The organism is Pannonibacter anstelovis (assembly GCF_036881715.1).
Classification (GTDB): domain Bacteria; phylum Pseudomonadota; class Alphaproteobacteria; order Rhizobiales; family Stappiaceae; genus Pannonibacter; species Pannonibacter anstelovis.
Window position 1 is genome coordinate 418,459 of the sequence record NZ_JBAKBF010000003.1, and the last position, 16,923, is coordinate 435,381.

Below are 16,923 nucleotides of genomic sequence, written 5' to 3' on the forward strand. Positions count from 1 at the left end.
CGCCATTTCAACCTGCGGCCTGTCCTGGTGCCTTTGCCCGCGCCGCATCAATCAGCTGCAGCGCATCCTCATGGTCCCATTCGGCCGGGCCATACATGGTGCCGATCTCGCAGCCGTCCGGGCCTGCCAGGATCGTTGTCGGCAGGCCAGTGGCGCGGGCCTTGCTGCGCAGATCCTGGAACACGGCATTTGACGCGTCCGAGTAGTAGGTCAGCGATGCAACGCCGATTTCCTCAAGGAAGGCCTTGGGCTTTTCCGGTCCGCCCCGGTCAAGGTTCACTGTGACCACAGCGAAGTCATCGCCATTGCGCGCCTGAGCCAGCCGGTCCAGCGCGGGCATTTCCTTGCGGCAAGGTGCGCACCAGGTGGCCCAGAGATTCAGCAGGACCGTCTTGCCGGTGAACTGGGCAATGCTCACGTCCTCCCCGTTCGGTCCCTTGAATTTCAGATCGCGAAGATCGAGTGGCTTTTGCGCTGGCAGGAAGGCGGCGACATCGCCTTTCGCAAGGGACTTGGCCGCAGAGGCTGCCGCCAGCGAGGCCTGGCAGCTTTTCCCAGCGCTTGTGTTGCCACCGGGGCTGCCAATCACGTATACCGCCGCAATGGCTGAAAGCAGACCGGCCGCAGCGACCGCAACCAGCGGACGCTTGTAACCGGAACGGGTCTGTCTTGTCGGCTTCATGTCTTCTTCACCTGGCAAGGGCACCTCTCCGGGGCGTCTATCAAGAGGCAGTCATATGAGCAACCGCATGTGGGGCGGCCGTTTCGCCGAAGGCCCGGACGCGATCATGGAAGAGATCAATGCGTCCATTGGCTTCGACCAGAAGCTATACAAGCAGGATATAGAGGGTTCCAAGGCCCATGTCCGCATGCTGGCTGCGCAGCAGATTGTCGCGGGCGAGGATGCCGAAAAGATCGTTCACGGTCTCGACACGATCCTGTCAGAGATCGAGACGGGCAAGTTCACCTTCTCCCGCGCCCTCGAAGACATTCACATGAACATCGAGGCGCGCCTTGCCGAGCTGATCGGTGCGCCGGCCGGACGCCTGCACACCGCCCGTTCGCGCAATGACCAGGTGGCGACAGATTTCCGCCTGTGGGTGCGCGATACGCTCGATACGCTCGATGGCCAGCTGGCCGGGCTGCTGGTGGCCCTGGCTGAAAAGGCAGAGACCCATGCCGCCGACGTGATGCCGGGCTTCACCCATCTCCAGTCGGCTCAGCCGGTCACCTTCGGCCACCACATGATGGCCTATGTGGAGATGTTTGCCCGCGACCGCAGCCGTTTTGCAGATGCGCGCAAGCGCATGAACGAGTCCCCGCTGGGCTCTGCCGCACTCGCCGGCACGTCCTTCCCGATCGACCGGGAAGCGACCGCGAAAGCGCTTGGCTTCGACCGGCCGATGGCCAATTCGCTCGACGGCGTGTCTGACCGCGACTTCATCATCGAGGCGCTGGCTGCTGCGTCCATCTGCTCGATGCACCTGTCGCGCTTTGCCGAGGAAATCGTGCTGTGGTGTTCGGCCCAGTTCGGCTTCATCAAGCTGTCGGACAAGTTCTCGACCGGCTCCTCGATCATGCCGCAGAAGAAAAACCCGGATGCCGCCGAACTGGTGCGCGCCAAAACGGGCCGCATCTACGGCGGCATGATGGCGCTGCTGGTGATGATGAAGGGCCTTCCGCTCGCCTATTCCAAGGACATGCAGGAAGACAAGGAGCAGGCCTTCGATGCCTTGCCGTCCCTGTCGCTGGCCCTTGCTGCCATGACCGGCATGGTGCGGGACATGGAACCTCAGGTGAAGCGCCTGAAGAAGGCTGCAGGCTCCGGCTATTCCACCGCAACGGATCTGGCCGACTGGCTGGTGCGCGTGCTTGGCATGCCTTTCCGCGATGCCCACCACGTCACCGGCAGGATCGTCGGCTATGCGGTTGCCGAAAGCGTTGAGCTTGAAAAGGTGCCTTTGGCCGTGATGCAGGAAATCGAGCCGCGCATCACCCGCGAGATCTATTCCGTGCTGACCGTCGACAAGTCGGTGAAGAGCCGCACGAGCTACGGCGGCACGGCTCCGGCCAATGTGCGCAAGCAGGCCCGCCGCTGGCTGAAGCAGCTGGCCAAAGGCTGAGGAACCGGTGAGGGCGCCTGGCTGGCAGGACCGGCGCCTGCCATCTTCCCGCACGGGGCTTGCTGCAGGCGGGAAGGCGTGCGACGACATCGCATCTGAACGTTACAAGCAACGAGGTCTGACATGCTGAAGAACCGGCGTTTTCTGGCTGCTGCCACCTGCATTCTTTGTCTTGGCCTGGCCGTTTCGGCCTGCGGCCGCCGTGGTTCCCTTGAAAAGGTTCGCCCTGCTGCTGCAATCGAGGTGACGCCGCATCTGGCCACCCTGCAGCTTGCCTGAAGGTCTGACCTGACAGCCTGATGCCTCTGCCGCCATGGCGCTGTGCCTGCGGCGTTCCTGGACTTGCCATGCATCATTTCGAGATGAAGGGCGGCGTTCTCCATGCGGAGGACGTCAGCCTGACTGAGATGGCGGAAGCCGTCGGCACGCCATTCTACTGCTATTCGGCGGCAACGCTGGAGCGGCACTACCGGGTCTTTACGGAGGCACTGAAGGACATTCCGTCCATGGTCTGCTTCGCGGTGAAGGCCAACTCCAATCTGGCCGTGCTGCGCACGCTGGCCCGGTTGGGTGCGGGGATGGATGTGGTTTCCGAAGGCGAGGCCCGCCGCGCGCTGGCCGCAGGCACGCCGCCGGAGCGCATCATGTTCTCCGGCGTTGGCAAGACCGAAGCCGAACACGCCTTTGGCCTTGAGCAGGGCATCTTCTGCTTCAACGTGGAATCAGAGCCGGAGTTGATCCAGCTCTCGCGTGTCGCGCAATCGCTGGGCAAGACGGCAAGGGTGTCGCTGCGCATCAATCCGGATGTGGACGCCCGCACCCACGCCAAGATTTCTACCGGAAAGTCCGAGAACAAGTTCGGCATTCCCTGGAAGCGTGCCCGTGAAGTCTATGCGCAGGCTGCGCGCCTGCCGGGCATCAAGGTCAGCGGCATCGACATGCACATTGGCTCGCAGATCACCGAGCTGGAGCCCTTCGATGCAGCATTTTCGCGGCTGGGCGAGCTTGTGGCGCAGCTGCGCTCCGACGGGCATGAGATTGATCACGTTGATCTCGGCGGTGGTCTGGGCGTTCCCTATGTCTTTGACAATGATCCGCCGCCGCACCCGGATGACTATGCCGCTGTCGTGCGCAAACATGTGCAGCAGCTGAACTGCCAGGTGATCTTCGAGCCCGGCCGCCTGATTGCGGGCAATGCCGGCATTCTGGTCACCCGCGTGATCTATGTGAAGAAGGGCGAGGACAAGTCCTTCGTCATCGTCGATGCGGCGATGAACGACCTGATCCGGCCGACGCTGTATGACGCCCATCACGAGGTTGGACCGGTGGTGGAACCGGCCGCTGACAGCGGGCGAATCATTGCCGACGTTGTGGGTCCGGTGTGCGAAACGGGCGACTATCTCGCGTTGGGCCGCGACCTGCCGGAGGTGAAGGCCGGGGACCTGCTGGCGGTTTATACCGCCGGTGCCTACGGCGCGACACAATCCTCCAGCTATAATTCCCGGCTTCTGGTGCCCGAAGTCCTTGTGAATGGCTCACAATATGCCGTGATCCGTCCGCGTCCGTCCTATGAGGACCTGCTGGGACTGGACCGGATGCCGGACTGGCTTTGAAACGGGCAACAAGATCACGGCTGATTTGATCAGCTGGGCGGGTTGCCGTCAGACCCGCTTTGCCCCACTCTAGAAAGCTGCGGGTTGAGGGCTGAACGCGGAGAGATACGGTTTGGCGGAACAGGACCCAGTTGAGCGCGCTTTTCCATCCGGGCAGGAGATTGCCGTGACGGATAGCGACAGGCTGTCTCTTCCGCAGGATCTGACGCGGGCGGCGGTGGACAGGCGGCTCAAGGCCGTGGTGTGGCGCAGCCGCGTTGCGCTGTTCTGGGAACGGCTCTGGTCCGCGCTCTATCAACCCGTTATCATTCTTGCCCTGTTCGCCGGTCTCTCGCTGGTCGGAACCTGGCTCATCGTGCCAGTCTGGCTGCGGCTTGTGCTGGTAGCTGTTCTGGCCGGGGCGTTCCTCTGGTCGCTGCGCCCGCTTCTCAGCTTGCGCTGGCCCGGCCGGCAGGAGGCTCTGCACCGGGTGGAGCTGGTCAGCGGCCATTCCCACCGGCCCCTGACGGCCATCGAGGATGACTTGCCGTCCGGCAGTGCCAGCCCGGAAACGCTGGCCCTGTGGGAAATGCACAAGCGCCGCATGGCTGAGGCGCTGCGTTCCATGCGGTCCGGCCTTGCCCACCCTGAGGCCTTCCGCCGCGACCCCTATGCGTTGCGCGTGGTTGCGCTGATGCTGCTGGTGACCGGATTTGCGGTCACGCAGGACGGCATGAGACTGAACCGGCTTGGCTCGGCCTTCACCTCGCCTTTGGACTTGCAGGAGGTTGCAAGCCGGATCGACGCCTGGGTGACGCCGCCGCTCTACACGGCCCGCGCGCCGATCTATCTCACGGGAGAAAGTGCCGCCCTGCGCGATCCTGCCGTGCCGCTGAGAGTTCCGGCCGGCAGCGTGCTGACGCTGCGGGCACAGGGTACGTCCGGCCTTGCCATCTACAAGGATGGCGAGATTGTCACTCCGGCGCAGGAGGATGAGGCTGGAGTTGCGCAGAACACCGGCGTTGAAGAGCAGCGCCTGACGCTTTCCGAAAGCGGCTCCTATGAGCTGCAGCAGGGAGGTGCCGTCATTGCTTCCTGGCCGTTTGACGTGCAGCCGGATCTGCCGCCCACCATCCGCCTGCTGGATGATCCGGAAGCCCAGCTCAGCGGTGCGCTGAAGCTCAGCTATCTGGCGCAGGACGACTACCGGGTTACAGGCGCCGAGGCGCAGATCGAGCCGGCACCGAAAGCGTCCGACGGCAATGAAGAGCCGCGCCCGCTGGTCGAGGCGCCGCAGTTTCCCCTGTCCGTGCCGCCGCATGCCCCCGGCTCGGCCAAGCCGGGCGAGACGATCCGCGACCTGACGTCTCATCCCTGGGCGGGCTCCGAGGTGCTGCTGACGCTGATTGCCCGCGATGAGGCGGGGCAGACGGGCACATCGGAACCGGTGGTCTTCACCTTGCCGCAGCGCCGCTTTTCCAAGCCGCTGGCCAAGGCCGTGGTGGAGCAGCGGCGGGATCTGGCTCTGGATGCCAATTCCCAGCTTAGGGTGATCGATGCTTTCGATGCACTGCTGCTGGCGCCCGAGGCCTTTGACGTCGAGCCGCGCGTGCATCTCGGCCTTGCTTTTGCCTACCGCAATCTGGTTGCCGCCCGCAGCGACGAGCAGTTGAAGGAGCTGCTGCCGCTCTTGTGGGATCTGGCGCTGACCATCGAGGATGGCGACCTTTCCATGGCCGAACGGGCCTTGCGCGACGCGCAGGAGGCTTTGCGGAAGGCTCTGGAAGAGGGCGCATCCGATGAGGAGATTGCCCGCCTGACACAGGAGCTGCGGCAGGCCCTGCAGGACTACATGCAGGCGCTGACCGAACAGCTGCGCCAGAACCCGCAGGCCATGCAGCCGTTCAACCCCAATCAGCAGAGCCTGAGCACGCGCGATCTCGATGAGATGCTGAACCGGATCGAGGAGCTGGCGCGCAGCGGCTCACGCGATGCGGCCCGCGACCTGCTGGCGCAGATGCAGCGGATGATGGAGAACCTGCAGACCGGCCGCCCGCAAATGGCACCTGACGGCCTCACCAACGAAATGATGGAGATGCTGAACCAGCTTGGCCAGATGATCCAGCGCCAGCAGGAGCTGATGGACCAGACCCACCGTTTCAACCAGCAGCAAGAGCAGCAGGGCGAGAACGGCCAGAACGGTGAACAGCAGCAAGGTGAAGGTGATCAGCAGGGCGGCCAGAATGGCGGGCAGGGCCAGCAGATGACCGAAGAGCAGCTGCGCGGCCTGCTTGAGCAGTTGCAGAAGGGGCAGGGCGATCTGGCCCAGCAGCTGCAGCAGCTGATGGAGCAGATGGAGCGCAACGGCCTGTCGCAGAACGAAGGTCTGGGCGAGGCCGGTGATGCCATGGGACAGGCCCAGAGGTCACTCGGGCAGGGACAGGGCGATCAGGCGGTCGGCCAGCAGGGTGATGCCCTCGACGCGTTGCGCCGCGGCGCCCAGCAGCTGGGTGAGCAGATGATGGGCATGGGCGAAGGGCAGGGCATGAGCCAGCGCTCGCCGATGGACACAGACCCGCTCGGCCGTCCGCGCCGCAATCAGGGGCCGGATCTGGGCAGCCAGGTGAAGGTGCCGGACGAGATCGACGTGCAGCGCGCGCGCCGGATCCTGGAAGAACTGCGCCGCCGCTTCTCAGATCCCGCCCGGCCGAGGCTGGAACTCGACTATCTGGAGCGGCTGCTGCGCAGCTATTGATGGGCGCAGGGGCGGATTGCGCGCCCGCAAATCACGTGGCGGCGCGTTTGAAGATCATGTCCTTCGCCGCGATGACGGCGCCGATGGTGATCAGAATGCAGGCTGCGCCGACGATCCAGGTGAAAGTACCGAAGCCGAAGGCGATCAGCAGCAGCGTGGAGAGGAGCGGGGCCGAATAGGCGGCCGCGCCCAGAACCTGAATGTCGCCGCGCTTGACGCCAATGTCCCAGGTGAAGAAGGCAAGGCCGACCGGCAGCAGGCCAAGCGCCACGACACTGGCCCATTCCACCGTCCCGGACGGCCAGATGGTGTCTTCCAGCACCAGATGGCAGATGGCCGAAAGCAGCGCCGTCATCAGGCAGAAGCCGGCCACAGCTTCCGTCGGCACTTCGCCCATGCGGCGGGAGAGTACCGAATAGGTGGACCAGAACAGGGAAGAGGCGACCGCCGCGCCATAGCCAAGGGCATAGGCGGGATCAAGGCTGAGGCCCTCTCCCTTGCTGACCAGCAGCGCCGCACCGCCAAGGCCCAGCACGGTGCCCAGCACGTGATGCAGTTTCAGTCTTTCACCCGGCAGCAGGGCGGAGAACACCACGATCAGCAGCGGCCAGGTGTAGTTGATCAGATTGGCATCGACCGGCGGCGCGTTGCGGATCGCAGTGAAATAGAAGAAGTGAAAGCCGAACAGCCCCACCGTGCCGAAGGCCCAGACCTTCAATGGCTGGCGCAGGGCGGAGAGCTTTCCGCGAAAGCCGAGCCACAGGCAGGCGAGAAGACCCGACAGACCGAAGCAGAGCGCATTGAGCAGGAACGGCGGCACCGCCCCGGACCCGGCACCGAAGACGCCAAGAGTGGCCCACATGAGCACGGCCGTGAGGCCAATGAGTGTGGCGCGGAAGCGGGCGGCTTGGTCGGTCATGGCATCCTGAGGACATTGTGCGGCGGGTCTGGCCATGACAGAAATGCATAGTCCTTGAGGTGGCGCAAGGACAGGCGTGCCTCATCTGCGTGCATTGTGCAGCTGTAACAGCTTTAGCAAGGCTCAAGCGCCCATGGGGTGGTTATGCCGCCGCATCAGGTGCTTGATCGTCCCGCCGGTTCGGGACATGTTGCGCATGTAACGATGATCCGATCCATAGCGGAGACCGAATTGACCAAGCTCGACATCAAGGCTCTTGGCCCCGACGATGCCCTGCACCTTGCGCCCCTGATTGCTGAAAATGCCCAGGCCCTCAAGCGCGGCGCCCCGCGCCGTCCGGACCAGTTCTATGCCGAGCGCATTCTGGGTGACCGCTCCGCCGAAGTGATCGGCGCCTTCGTGGACGGGCAGCTTGTCGGTTTTGCGGTCTTCTTCGATCTGCCCGAGCTGATCACGGGCCTGCGCGCCGGCCAGATGGACCACATCTACGTGCGCCCGGAATTCCGCCAGAAGGGCATTGCCCGCAAGATGATCCAGACTCTCGTCACCGAGGGCCAGAGCCGCGGCTGGCTGCAGCTGCGCTGGATCGTGCCGAGCAAGAACGCTCCGGCACTTGCGCTCTATGACCAGATCGCCGAGCCCGATCACCACAAGAGCTACATCATTGCCATCGACCGGCTGGCATCGGCCTGAGAAGCCTGTGGTGAAGCGCCCCGGATGCTGCGTGCCAGATCCGGGGCAGCCTCGCCGAAGTTTGGCCGCAGACGCGCTTGCTCCGCCCTCCTTTCCGCACATCAGCGCAGAAGCCAGATGACAGGCATCGGCATGGATGCCATGGGCGGAGCCATGGCATGACGAATGCGCTGGGGTCTCACGCGGTCAAAGGGACTTGAATCTTCCCTCAATACACCGGATCAATCTGCGCAAACGGCAGGATGCCGATGCGGGCGGAGCCGTTGGTGAGCTGCACCTTTGCTTCCACCGCCGCCTTTCCATCCACTTGCGTTGCCTTGCCGAAGCTGATGACGGCACCCTGCAGCGCTTCGGGGAAGCCAGAATCGGACGGGAAAAAGGGCGCAAGAACGGCCTTGATGCCATCGGGTTCCACCGCTGTCAGCGGCAGCTCCCCGGACAGGGTGCCGTTGGTTTCCAGCCGGATCTGACCGGTGGTGCTGAGGCGGGTGCCTCCGGACGTGAGCTCCAGCGAGGTCACCGTCAGCGCCGGGTGCCCGTCCGTGCTGGCAAAAAGGGTCTGGGGCACGGTGCCTGACAGCAGCGGCGCCCCGCCGGAAATCTGGCCGATGAAGCTGCCGTCACCGGGCTGGTCTTCCGCCGCAACCTTCAGGCCCTTGAAGCTGACGGCCAGATCCAGATCGTCCGGCTGTGCCGGGTTGGGCCGCAGGTGCAATTCTCCGCCCGCCAGAGATACTTCACCTGCATCGGGGTTCTCGGACGCAAAGAAACGGGGTGCCGCGATCACTGCATCCAGCTGGCGCAGGCTTGTGCCGTTGAAGCGCAGGCTGGCGCGCAGGCTCTCCCATGCCCCTTCCTGGATCGGGCCGTCGCCGGGCGCAAAGGCGGCCATCGGGCTGTCTGCCTCGATGATGATGTGCTGCGGATTATAGGCGAGCGCGACGGCACGCAGCTCGGCGACACTGACGAAGTGGCCCACCGGCGTGCGCAGGGCGAAGTCCTTGCAGGTCAGCTCGAAGCGGAACGGATAGCCGCCAAGGCTGCGCTCGCTGCAGGCGATCTCGAAGCCCATGGCCGCTGCATTCTGCAGGGCGGCGTCAATCTGGCTGTTGACGAAGCTGCGGGCCGCGACCCAGGCCGCACTCCATCCCCCCACCACAAGCACCACGGCTCCGGCGAGATAGATGAACTTGCGGCTGGAGGATTTTCGCGGCGCGGAAGGGATTTCGGTCATGTCTGTCCTCTGGTGCCGCAGTCCACTTGCAGCACTGCCATTGAAACTTGCCCGGCGCATTGCTAAGTGCGCGGCTCAGGCAAAACAAGGTATCGTGACCGATATGGGCGATTTGTGGGTTTTTGGCTACGGCTCTCTCATCTGGAAGCCCGGTTTCCCGTTTGAGGAGAAACGTCCTGCGCTGCTGCACGGCGCCCACCGTTCGCTCTGCGTCTATTCCTGGGTGCACCGGGGCACGCCGGAGCGGCCCGGCCTTGTCTTTGGCCTTGATCGCGGCGGCGCCTGCCGGGGGATGGCCTTCCGCGTCCGGGAACAGGACCGGGATGGCACGATCGAATACCTGCGCGCCCGCGAACAGGCGACCATGGTCTATCTGGAAGCCCTGCGCCCGGTGCGCTTTGCCGATGGCACCAATGCCACAGCACTCACCTATCTGGTTGACCGGCAGCACCCGCAATATGCCGGCGTGCTGCCTCTGGAGCGTCAGCTGGAGCTGGTGGAAGGGGCTGTGGGCCAGTCCGGCGCCAATCCGGAATATGTGCTGAACACGGCCAGCCATCTGGAAGAGCTGGGCATTCACGATGCCCGCGTCTCCTGGCTCGCCCAGCGGCTGAAGCAAATGGCCTGAGCTTTACCGCCTGCAGCCGGATCAGACGCTGCGGGGCGCAATGCCGGCGAGAACCGGCGAGGGCCGCTCTGCCTGCCGGGCTTCCTCGATGAGGCGGTTTGACGCGGCTTCGATCTGCCCTGTCAGCGTTTCGAAGAAAACTGCTGGCTCAAGGCCCGGCTTGATCACAGGCAGGAACTCCACCACCACCGTGCCCGGATGAATGAGGAAACCCTTGCGCGGCCAATAAAGCCCCGCATTGAGCGCCACCGGCAGCACCGGGCAGGCAAGATCCCGGTAGAGATGGGAAATGCCGTATTTGTAGGCCGGTTCGGCACCGGCCGGCCGGCGCGTGCCTTCCGGGAAGATGAGGATCTGGCGGCCTTCGGCAATTGCCTCGCGTGCTGCGGCCATCATCGCAGCCAGTGCCGCTGAGCGTTTGCCCCGGTTGATGGGGATCTGCTTCATCTTGGCCGTGTACCAGCCGAAGATCGGGATCCAGCGCAGTTCCCGCTTCAGAATGTAGGTCGGGTCCGGAAAGAACGGGATGAGAGCGAAGGTTTCCCACGCGGACTGATGCTTGGATGCCACCAGAAAGCCGCCCTGCGGGATATTCTCAATGCCCCGGTACTCCACCTTGAGCCCGGCGATCCAGCGCAGCAGCGCCAGATTGACCTTTGCCCATATTGGCACCACCACCCAGGCCATCCGGCGCGGAGCCAGAAAGACGAAGGGGCTGTAGACCACCATCTGGACCAGTGTCAGCAGATAGAAGGCAATCTGAAAAAAAAGCGAACGCAGATAGATCATCAGGGAACCTGACTGGAGACAGAAACGGGCTGGAAGCCGGGCAGACCGAGCGGCGCGGCCGGGTTCAGGCCCTCAGCCAGCAGCAGAGACACCAAGCGTGCTCACCCGCAACCGCGCGAGGGTATACTTCACAAACTCCCTCAGGAGAAGCCGTAAGGTCCTCGGCTCCGCGTACCATTGCTTCACATTGAAGTCGCCCGCAAAGACCGGATAGGGAATGACCACCAGATCCGGCATGACCGCATTCAGCTCCATCTCGGCGCGCGGCATGTGGTAGGCGCTGGTGACGAGCACGAGTGAGGCATAACCGTTCGTCTTGGCCCAGATGGCAGCTTCGCTGGCATTGCCGATGGTGTTGAGGGCCTTTTTGTCGAGGTCGATGCAGCAGCTGAACAGGTCGCGCTCAGCCTCCGTGCGCAGCCGCAGCTGCCGTGCAGTTGTTGCCGGATAGACCCCGGAAATGAGCAGGCGCTGGGCGCGGCCCTGCTGCAACAGCTGCACCGCCGTCTCGATCCGCTCCTGGCCGCCGGTCAGCACTACGATCGCATCGGCGCGCGGGTCTTCCGGCTGATCGATGGTAACGACATCGATGGTGAAGCGGATGAAGGAAATGAGCAGCCACAGGCAGACAAGCACTGTAGCTACCCCCAGCGCCTTCAGAGCCAGCCAGCGCTTGTAGCCCCGGCGGCGCGGCGGAGCCTGCCGGGCAGGCCCTAGTTGCTGCCCTGGCTGTTCTCCGGCCGGCTGTCCAGCTTCGCGCGCAAGGGTCTGATTTGCCTCGTCCCTTGCCCCGTCCTGCGCGGCAGCCAAAGACGGCTCGGCCCGCAGCCGGTCCTCCGGGACCGGTGCAGGGGCGGCAGCATCAGGCTGTTTTTCCGAAGGCGCAGGTTTCATCGTGCGAAGATTATAGACCAATTCTGCTGTTTCTTGGATGGATGTTGCAGTCAGTCGATTTTGGCAAGGTGGGATTTGACAGCAAGGCCGGAGGTAACTGCCGTCAGAACGGCGACGATGAACACAATGCCGACCACTCCGAAGTAACCCGGTGTGCCGACTGCCACGGAGCCAAACAGCGCAGACATCTGGTCAGCACCTGCCATGCCGGACGTTTGCCGGGTGAAGACTTCCAGCAGAATGAAGCAGAAGGACGCAGCAAGCCCGCCGGCAATCCCGCCCTTGAGACCCAGCACGAGGAAGTGGCGCTGGAACTCGCGGGCGATGAAGCCGTCACTTGCGCCGACGAAATGCAGCACGGACACAACGTCGCGGTTTCCGGCCATGGCCGCACGGGTAGCAAAGATGACGCTGAGCACCATGGAAAACAGCACCAGAGCCAGAATGCCGAAGCCCCCGGCCACCACAGCCCCGGCCATGGCGGCAAGGCGGGAGGTCCAGATGCTGTGATCATCAAGGCTCGCGCCGCGCACGTTCTGTTCGATCGACTGCTTCAGCGCCGGAAGATCCAGCTCCTGCGGATTGCTGACCGTCACCTGGATCAGGCGCGGCACGGGCAGGGTTTCGAGGTCAAGGCCGGCGCCGAGCCAGGGCTGCAGCAGCTGACGGGTTTCTTCATCCGACAGGGCGCGCACCGTGCCGATGCCGGGAAACTCCTGTGTCAGCGCCACGGCCTTGTCGATCTCGCGCAGCATGTCCACCCCGTCAGCGGGGCGGATCTGCACAGTCACTTCCCGCACGAGGTCATTGCTCCAGTCATGGGCCGCTTCCCAGACGACAGACACGGAGCCGACGGTGAGGCAGGCCAGAAAGCTCATGATGGCGACGACGAGCGTCAGGGCGCGCCCAGCCACCGACTGGGACGGAACGATGGCCGCAGACGGCCGCAGGCGCGCGTCCTGCCCGGCTGCAGCAGCTTTCGCCTTGCTGCGCAGGGGCAGCTTCAGCGAAGGGCGCGGCAGCTTGGGCTTGCTCTTCTGCTGCTGCGGCGCCTTTGCGCCGGTCTTCTTTGGTGGCGGGGCCTTGGATGCCATGCGTGGTGCCTTCCCCATGCCCTCAGTCAAAAATGGACAGGCGCCCGTCCGCCAGAACCATGCGGCGCGCCTCGACCTGTTCAAGCAGGGTGATGTCGTGGGTGGCAATCACAACGGATGTGCCAAGCCTGTTGAGTTCAATGAACAGCCGCAACAGCCTGCGGGCAAGCGGCGGGTCGACGTTTCCCGTCGGCTCATCCGCCAGCAGCATGTCCGGCCGTGTGATCAGCGCCCGGGCAATGGCCGCGCGCTGCTTTTCGCCGCCCGAGAGAACCGGCGGCAGCACATGCATGCGCTCGCCCAGGCCCACCCATTTCAGCAGTTCCACCACGTCCGAGCGGTAGCTCGCTTCTTCCTTGCCCAGGACGCGCAGCGGCAGGGCGACATTTTCGTAAGTCGTCAGATGGTCCAGTAGCCGGAAATCCTGAAACACCACACCGATACGGCGGCGCAGCTCTGGCAGTTCCTTCTTGGCAATCGTCGCCATGTCCCGGTTGAACACGCGAATGAGGCCGCGCGTGGGCCGCAGCGACAGAAACAGCAGCCGGATCAGCGTTGTCTTGCCCGCACCGGAGGGCCCGGTCAGGAACTGAAACGACTGTGGTTCGATGCTGAATGTCAGGTCGCGCAAGATCTCCGGCCCCATGCCGTATCTCAGCCCGACGTTCTCGAAACGGATCACGCAAAACCTCCGTGGACGGCGCTCACCCTAGAGCCATCCCTTTAACGCTTCATTAAACATATGAATGTCCTCTGAACCAGAATTGGGGGAGCTCTAACGCAGGTCTTCCCCCCAATTCAGCACCGGACTGCTATCATCCGCATCATGGATGGCATCATCAAGGCCCCGCGAGGCCGTGGAGCGAGGGTCTCCCGAACATGAAGATCACCTGTCCGGACTGCGATACTTCCTACGATATCAAGCCGGAAATGGTCGGACCGGAAGGGCGCAGCGTGAAATGCGCGCGCTGCGGAAACCGCTGGTTCATCAGCCCGCGCAAGGAAGATATCCCCGTCGCTGCTTCCCCGGCCGCCTCTTCCGGAGGCGCCGCAAAGGCGGCTGCAAAGCCTGCCATGGCGATCGAGGACGAGCCGGAGACAGACGAGGACGAGGATGAAGCGGCATGGGCGGAGGACGCTACGGAGGAAGAAGCCCTTGTCCAGGCACGCGCGCTTGAAGACGATGAGCCCGAACCTGCCAAAGGATCTGTGGATACTCAGGGTAAATCAAAGACTGGTAGAGACGCTCCGCCGGAATACCCAGATGTAGTGGATGCCGATGAAAATGATGAAACGGACGAAGAGGAAAATGCTCGCCGTACGATTGACATCGAGTCCCTTGCCAAGCGCAAGAAGATCAAGGTTAACACGAAAAAACCCCGGCGGGAGCGCGACTGGTCATTCCTGACCCGTCACGTGACTGTGAACAACCTGCGCCGCGCAGGTGGCCTTTTGATCTTTCTTGTTGCGGTGGGACTCAGCGCGCTCATCTTCACGAACCGCCAGTTTGTGGTCAAACATGTGCCGGACCTTGCCAGTCTGTTCGACATGATGGGACTTCCGGTGAACTTGCGCGGACTTGAGTTCCGTGATTTGAGAACATTCAGGGAAGTCGACGAGGGGACCATCGTTCTGGTTGTCGAGGGGACAATCCAGAGCGTATCGGAACAGCCTGCCGCAGTACCTGCGGTGCGCCTGTCGCTGCGAAGCGAGGATCAGCAGGAGATTTACGCCTGGACCCTCGAACCGCGTGCGGTGGCATTGGAGCCGGGCGCAGATACGCGCTTCAGGACCAGGCTGACAGATCCCCCCGCAGACGCCGCAGACATTCAGGTCCGCTTTGTGGACCGCCGCTCAGGACAAGCAGCAGAAGCGACAAAATGAAGCCGGTGATCCATACCCTTTACGATGAAGCCGAGATCGCCGCACGGGTCGAAAGCCTTGCCAGCGAAGTGGCTTCTTCCCGTCCGCATCAGCTGCTGGTCGTGGCTGTGCTCAAGGGCAGCTTCATTTTCGCAGCAGATCTGGTGCGCGCCATGCACCGTGCCGGTCTGGAACTCGAAATGGAGTTCATGCATTTGTCCAGCTACGGGGCAGGGACCGTAAGCTCTGGAAATGTTCAGGTTCTGCGTGACGTTGAAAGTCTTGTTAAGGATCGCGATATCATACTGGCGGATGATATTCTGGAATCCGGACGTACCCTGAAGTTCGCCAAGGACAGGCTTCTTGAAAGGGGCGCGCGTTCGGTCAAGGTCGCCGCACTTCTGGACAAACCGCATCACAGAAAGGCCGATATTCAGGCTGACTATGTGGGCTTTAATTGTCCGGACAAGTTTGTCGTGGGTTACGGGATGGACATGGGGCACGCCTGGCGGCAGTTGCCCTTCATCGGGTATGTAGCCGGGGAAGAGGCTACACCCCCTCGCGAAACAACGGGAGTGTGATATGGCCCGGATTCTTCTGACGGAAGATGACGAGGCGGTTCGCAGCTTTGTGAAACGCGCCCTTGAACTGGATGGCCACACCGTCTGCGCCTCGGAAGATGGCGGAGCGGCGCTGGAAACACTCGTCCGCGAGAGAGGCAGCTTCGATCTGCTGCTGTCCGACATCAAGATGCCGGTGATGGATGGTATCGCCCTCGCGCTGGCCACCGCCCGCGACTGGCCGAGCCTGCCGATCCTGCTGATGACCGGTTTTGCCGATCAGCGTGAACGGGCCAACGGCCTCGACGAGCTGGTGCATGATGTCATCACCAAGCCCTTCTCGCTGGCCGATATCCGCCAGGCTGTGCGTGATGCCATCCACGGGGTCGTTCGCGAGCAGCGCCGCCTGTCGGCCTGAGCAGCTGTCTCCTGTCTTACCGGACGCAACAGGTCCGGCACATGTGAACCCGGCGTTTTCGCCGGGTTTTATTTTGGGCGGCTCAGCGCTGCCGCGCCTGAGAGCTTCAAGAGATACCCGCCGAAAGGCGAGTGGAAAAAGCGGCCGCCACCGTCTAGCTTTTGCGTTCCAGCTTTTGCACTGCACAAACGCAGTGCCGCCAAGATCTGCAGGAGGACGGCCCGTGACCGCAAGCTTCAAGCCCCGCCGCTCGGCGCTCTACATGCCTGGCTCCAATGCCAGGGCACTGGAAAAGGCCCGCAGCCTCGCCGTGGACTGCCTGTTGCTGGATCTGGAAGATGCCGTGGCTCCCGATGCCAAGGAAGATGCCCGCCGCCAGGTGTGCGAGGCCGTGATGGCTGGTGCCTTTGCAGGCCGTGAGGCGGTGATCCGCATCAATGGTCTTGATACCCAGTGGGGTGAGGCGGATCTGGAGGCGGCAATCGCGGCTGCGCCCGGCGCAATCCTCCTGCCTAAGGTTTCGTCCCTCGCCGATGTGGAGCGCGTGGCGCACCGGCTGAAGCTGGCAGGTGCTCCCGCCTCGGTAAAGCTCTGGGCGATGATGGAAACGCCGCAGGCCATGCTGCATGCAGCCAGCATTGCCTCGGCGGGACGGGACCCCGAAACCCGGCTTGCCTGCCTCGTCATGGGCACTAATGACCTTGCCAAGGAAACCCGCGCCCGCCTGCTGCCGGGCCGGACTGTCATGATGCCCTGGCTGATGACCTGCGTGGCCGCCGCAAGGGCGGGCGGGCTCGATATCCTTGACGGTGTCTACAATGATTTCAACGATCTGGACGGTTTTGCCGCCGAATGCGCGCAAGGGGCGGAGATGGGCATGGACGGCAAGACGCTGATCCATCCCAAGCAGATTGAGGCTTGTCACGCTGCCTTCTCGCCCTCGGAGGCTGAAATCGCCTGGGCGCAGAAGATCAACGATGCCTTCGCCCTGCCGGAAAATGCCAGCAAGGGGGCGATCCAGATCGACGGCAAGATGGTGGAGCGGCTTCACGCGGACATGGGGCTCAGGGTGCTGGCCATCGCCAAGGCCATGGCGGCAGCTGCGCAGGAATGATATGCCGGAGTCATCTTTGTTCCTGGAAAGATTGCCATGAAACTCTACCGCTTTATCACCGGTCCCGATGACAGCCAGTTCTGCCACCGCGTCACGCAAGCCCTCAACAAGGGCTGGGAACTGGCCGGTGCGCCGCAGCTGACCTTTGATGCCACCCGCGGCATCGTTGTCTGCGGTCAGGCGGTGACCAAGGAAGTGCCGGGCGATTACACCCCGGATATCAAGCTCGGCGACTACTGAGCCGCTT

General features: G+C 63.3%; 18 protein-coding genes. 11 read left to right on the forward strand and 7 right to left on the reverse strand.

Annotated elements, in window-relative coordinates; all coding sequences use genetic code 11:
• Positions 1–7 precede the first annotated feature (7 nt).
• On the reverse strand, positions 8–682 hold the full coding sequence (gene tlpA, locus V6L75_RS07235) for a thiol:disulfide interchange protein TlpA (RefSeq protein ID WP_334250832.1): 675 nt from the start codon (positions 680–682) through the stop codon (positions 8–10).
• 55 nt (positions 683–737) lie between these two features.
• Between tlpA and argH the strand changes: the two genes are divergently transcribed.
• From argH to V6L75_RS07255, 4 genes are all read left to right on the forward strand, one after another.
• Entirely contained in the window at positions 738–2,123 is a 1,386-nt protein-coding gene (gene argH / locus V6L75_RS07240; protein WP_334250833.1) for an argininosuccinate lyase, read from the forward strand.
• Between the two features lie 123 nt (positions 2,124–2,246).
• The gene (locus V6L75_RS07245) at positions 2,247–2,402 is read left to right on the forward strand and encodes a hypothetical protein (protein WP_334250834.1); all 156 of its coding nucleotides are present in this window, start codon (positions 2,247–2,249) and stop codon (positions 2,400–2,402) included.
• Positions 2,403–2,470: 68 nt separating this feature from the next.
• On the forward strand, positions 2,471–3,736 hold the full coding sequence (gene lysA / locus V6L75_RS07250; RefSeq protein ID WP_334250835.1) for a diaminopimelate decarboxylase: 1,266 nt from the start codon (positions 2,471–2,473) through the stop codon (positions 3,734–3,736).
• 166 nt (positions 3,737–3,902) lie between these two features.
• Positions 3,903–6,470 carry a TIGR02302 family protein gene (locus tag V6L75_RS07255; RefSeq protein ID WP_334250836.1) on the forward strand — a complete coding sequence of 856 codons (2,568 nt, stop codon included), beginning with the start codon at positions 3,903–3,905 and terminating at the stop codon, positions 6,468–6,470.
• A 31-nt stretch (positions 6,471–6,501) separates the two neighbouring features.
• On the opposite strand, the gene yddG is transcribed toward V6L75_RS07255, so the two are convergent.
• The gene (gene yddG / locus V6L75_RS07260) at positions 6,502–7,389 is read right to left on the reverse strand and encodes an aromatic amino acid exporter YddG (RefSeq protein WP_334250837.1); all 888 of its coding nucleotides are present in this window, start codon (positions 7,387–7,389) and stop codon (positions 6,502–6,504) included.
• 204 nt (positions 7,390–7,593) lie between these two features.
• On the opposite strand from yddG, the gene V6L75_RS07265 reads away from it, so the two are divergent.
• Positions 7,594–8,082 carry a GNAT family N-acetyltransferase gene (locus V6L75_RS07265; RefSeq protein WP_334250838.1) on the forward strand — a complete coding sequence of 163 codons (489 nt, stop codon included), beginning with the start codon at positions 7,594–7,596 and terminating at the stop codon, positions 8,080–8,082.
• Positions 8,083–8,290: 208 nt separating this feature from the next.
• Here V6L75_RS07265 and V6L75_RS07270 read toward each other — a convergent pair whose 3' ends face one another.
• The gene (locus tag V6L75_RS07270; protein WP_334250839.1) at positions 8,291–9,316 is read right to left on the reverse strand and encodes a DUF2125 domain-containing protein; all 1,026 of its coding nucleotides are present in this window, start codon (positions 9,314–9,316) and stop codon (positions 8,291–8,293) included.
• Between the two features lie 103 nt (positions 9,317–9,419).
• Between V6L75_RS07270 and V6L75_RS07275 the strand changes: the two genes are divergently transcribed.
• Positions 9,420–9,944, forward strand: a complete 525-nt coding sequence (locus tag V6L75_RS07275) for a gamma-glutamylcyclotransferase (protein ID WP_334250840.1) — start codon at positions 9,420–9,422, stop codon at positions 9,942–9,944.
• 21 nt (positions 9,945–9,965) lie between these two features.
• Here V6L75_RS07275 and V6L75_RS07280 read toward each other — a convergent pair whose 3' ends face one another.
• The 4 genes from V6L75_RS07280 to ftsE all read right to left on the reverse strand — a co-directional run bounded on the left by V6L75_RS07280 (position 9,966) and on the right by ftsE (position 13,403).
• Positions 9,966–10,736: a lysophospholipid acyltransferase family protein gene (locus tag V6L75_RS07280; protein WP_425498707.1), complete on the reverse strand. Its 771-nt coding sequence runs from the start codon at positions 10,734–10,736 to the stop codon at positions 9,966–9,968.
• Positions 10,737–10,805: 69 nt separating this feature from the next.
• A complete protein-coding gene (locus V6L75_RS07285; RefSeq protein WP_334250842.1) occupies positions 10,806–11,627 on the reverse strand; it encodes a YdcF family protein in 822 nt (273 codons plus the stop codon).
• A gap of 50 nt (positions 11,628–11,677) precedes the next feature.
• A complete protein-coding gene (locus V6L75_RS07290) occupies positions 11,678–12,721 on the reverse strand; it encodes a cell division protein FtsX (RefSeq protein WP_334250843.1) in 1,044 nt (347 codons plus the stop codon).
• Positions 12,722–12,743: 22 nt separating this feature from the next.
• A complete protein-coding gene (ftsE, locus tag V6L75_RS07295; protein ID WP_072242530.1) occupies positions 12,744–13,403 on the reverse strand; it encodes a cell division ATP-binding protein FtsE in 660 nt (219 codons plus the stop codon).
• A 197-nt stretch (positions 13,404–13,600) separates the two neighbouring features.
• Between ftsE and V6L75_RS07300 the strand changes: the two genes are divergently transcribed.
• From V6L75_RS07300 to V6L75_RS07320, 5 genes are all read left to right on the forward strand, one after another.
• Entirely contained in the window at positions 13,601–14,605 is a 1,005-nt protein-coding gene (locus tag V6L75_RS07300; protein WP_334250844.1) for a zinc-ribbon domain-containing protein, read from the forward strand.
• The gene (gene hpt, locus V6L75_RS07305) at positions 14,602–15,165 is read left to right on the forward strand and encodes a hypoxanthine phosphoribosyltransferase (protein WP_058898455.1); all 564 of its coding nucleotides are present in this window, start codon (positions 14,602–14,604) and stop codon (positions 15,163–15,165) included. The genes V6L75_RS07300 and hpt overlap by 4 nt, the downstream gene beginning before the upstream one ends.
• Before the next feature lies 1 nt (position 15,166).
• A complete protein-coding gene (locus tag V6L75_RS07310) occupies positions 15,167–15,562 on the forward strand; it encodes a response regulator (RefSeq protein WP_019964371.1) in 396 nt (131 codons plus the stop codon).
• Positions 15,563–15,785: 223 nt separating this feature from the next.
• The gene (locus tag V6L75_RS07315; protein ID WP_334250845.1) at positions 15,786–16,676 is read left to right on the forward strand and encodes an HpcH/HpaI aldolase/citrate lyase family protein; all 891 of its coding nucleotides are present in this window, start codon (positions 15,786–15,788) and stop codon (positions 16,674–16,676) included.
• A gap of 36 nt (positions 16,677–16,712) precedes the next feature.
• A complete protein-coding gene (locus V6L75_RS07320; protein ID WP_050474080.1) occupies positions 16,713–16,916 on the forward strand; it encodes a DUF1737 domain-containing protein in 204 nt (67 codons plus the stop codon).
• Positions 16,917–16,923: the final 7 nt, after the last annotated feature.

Excerpts from the sequence above, each read along its gene's own strand:
- yddG (WP_334250837.1), bottom strand. The coding sequence starts at position 7,389 with ATGACCGACCAAGCCGCCCGCTTCCGCGCCACACTCATTGGCCTCACG.
- V6L75_RS07290 (WP_334250843.1), bottom strand. The coding sequence starts at position 12,721 with ATGGCATCCAAGGCCCCGCCACCAAAGAAGACCGGCGCAAAGGCGCCG.
- V6L75_RS07320 (WP_050474080.1), top strand. The coding sequence starts at position 16,713 with ATGAAACTCTACCGCTTTATCACCGGTCCCGATGACAGCCAGTTCTGC.
- lysA (WP_334250835.1), top strand. The coding sequence starts at position 2,471 with ATGCATCATTTCGAGATGAAGGGCGGCGTTCTCCATGCGGAGGACGTC.
- V6L75_RS07285 (WP_334250842.1), bottom strand. The coding sequence starts at position 11,627 with ATGAAACCTGCGCCTTCGGAAAAACAGCCTGATGCTGCCGCCCCTGCA.
- V6L75_RS07265 (WP_334250838.1), top strand. The coding sequence starts at position 7,594 with ATGATCCGATCCATAGCGGAGACCGAATTGACCAAGCTCGACATCAAG.
- argH (WP_334250833.1), top strand. The coding sequence starts at position 738 with ATGAGCAACCGCATGTGGGGCGGCCGTTTCGCCGAAGGCCCGGACGCG.
- V6L75_RS07270 (WP_334250839.1), bottom strand. The coding sequence starts at position 9,316 with ATGACCGAAATCCCTTCCGCGCCGCGAAAATCCTCCAGCCGCAAGTTC.
- V6L75_RS07245 (WP_334250834.1), top strand. The coding sequence starts at position 2,247 with ATGCTGAAGAACCGGCGTTTTCTGGCTGCTGCCACCTGCATTCTTTGT.
- tlpA (WP_334250832.1), bottom strand. The coding sequence starts at position 682 with ATGAAGCCGACAAGACAGACCCGTTCCGGTTACAAGCGTCCGCTGGTT.
- V6L75_RS07310 (WP_019964371.1), top strand. The coding sequence starts at position 15,167 with ATGGCCCGGATTCTTCTGACGGAAGATGACGAGGCGGTTCGCAGCTTT.
- V6L75_RS07300 (WP_334250844.1), top strand. The coding sequence starts at position 13,601 with ATGAAGATCACCTGTCCGGACTGCGATACTTCCTACGATATCAAGCCG.
- hpt (WP_058898455.1), top strand. The coding sequence starts at position 14,602 with ATGAAGCCGGTGATCCATACCCTTTACGATGAAGCCGAGATCGCCGCA.
- V6L75_RS07275 (WP_334250840.1), top strand. The coding sequence starts at position 9,420 with ATGGGCGATTTGTGGGTTTTTGGCTACGGCTCTCTCATCTGGAAGCCC.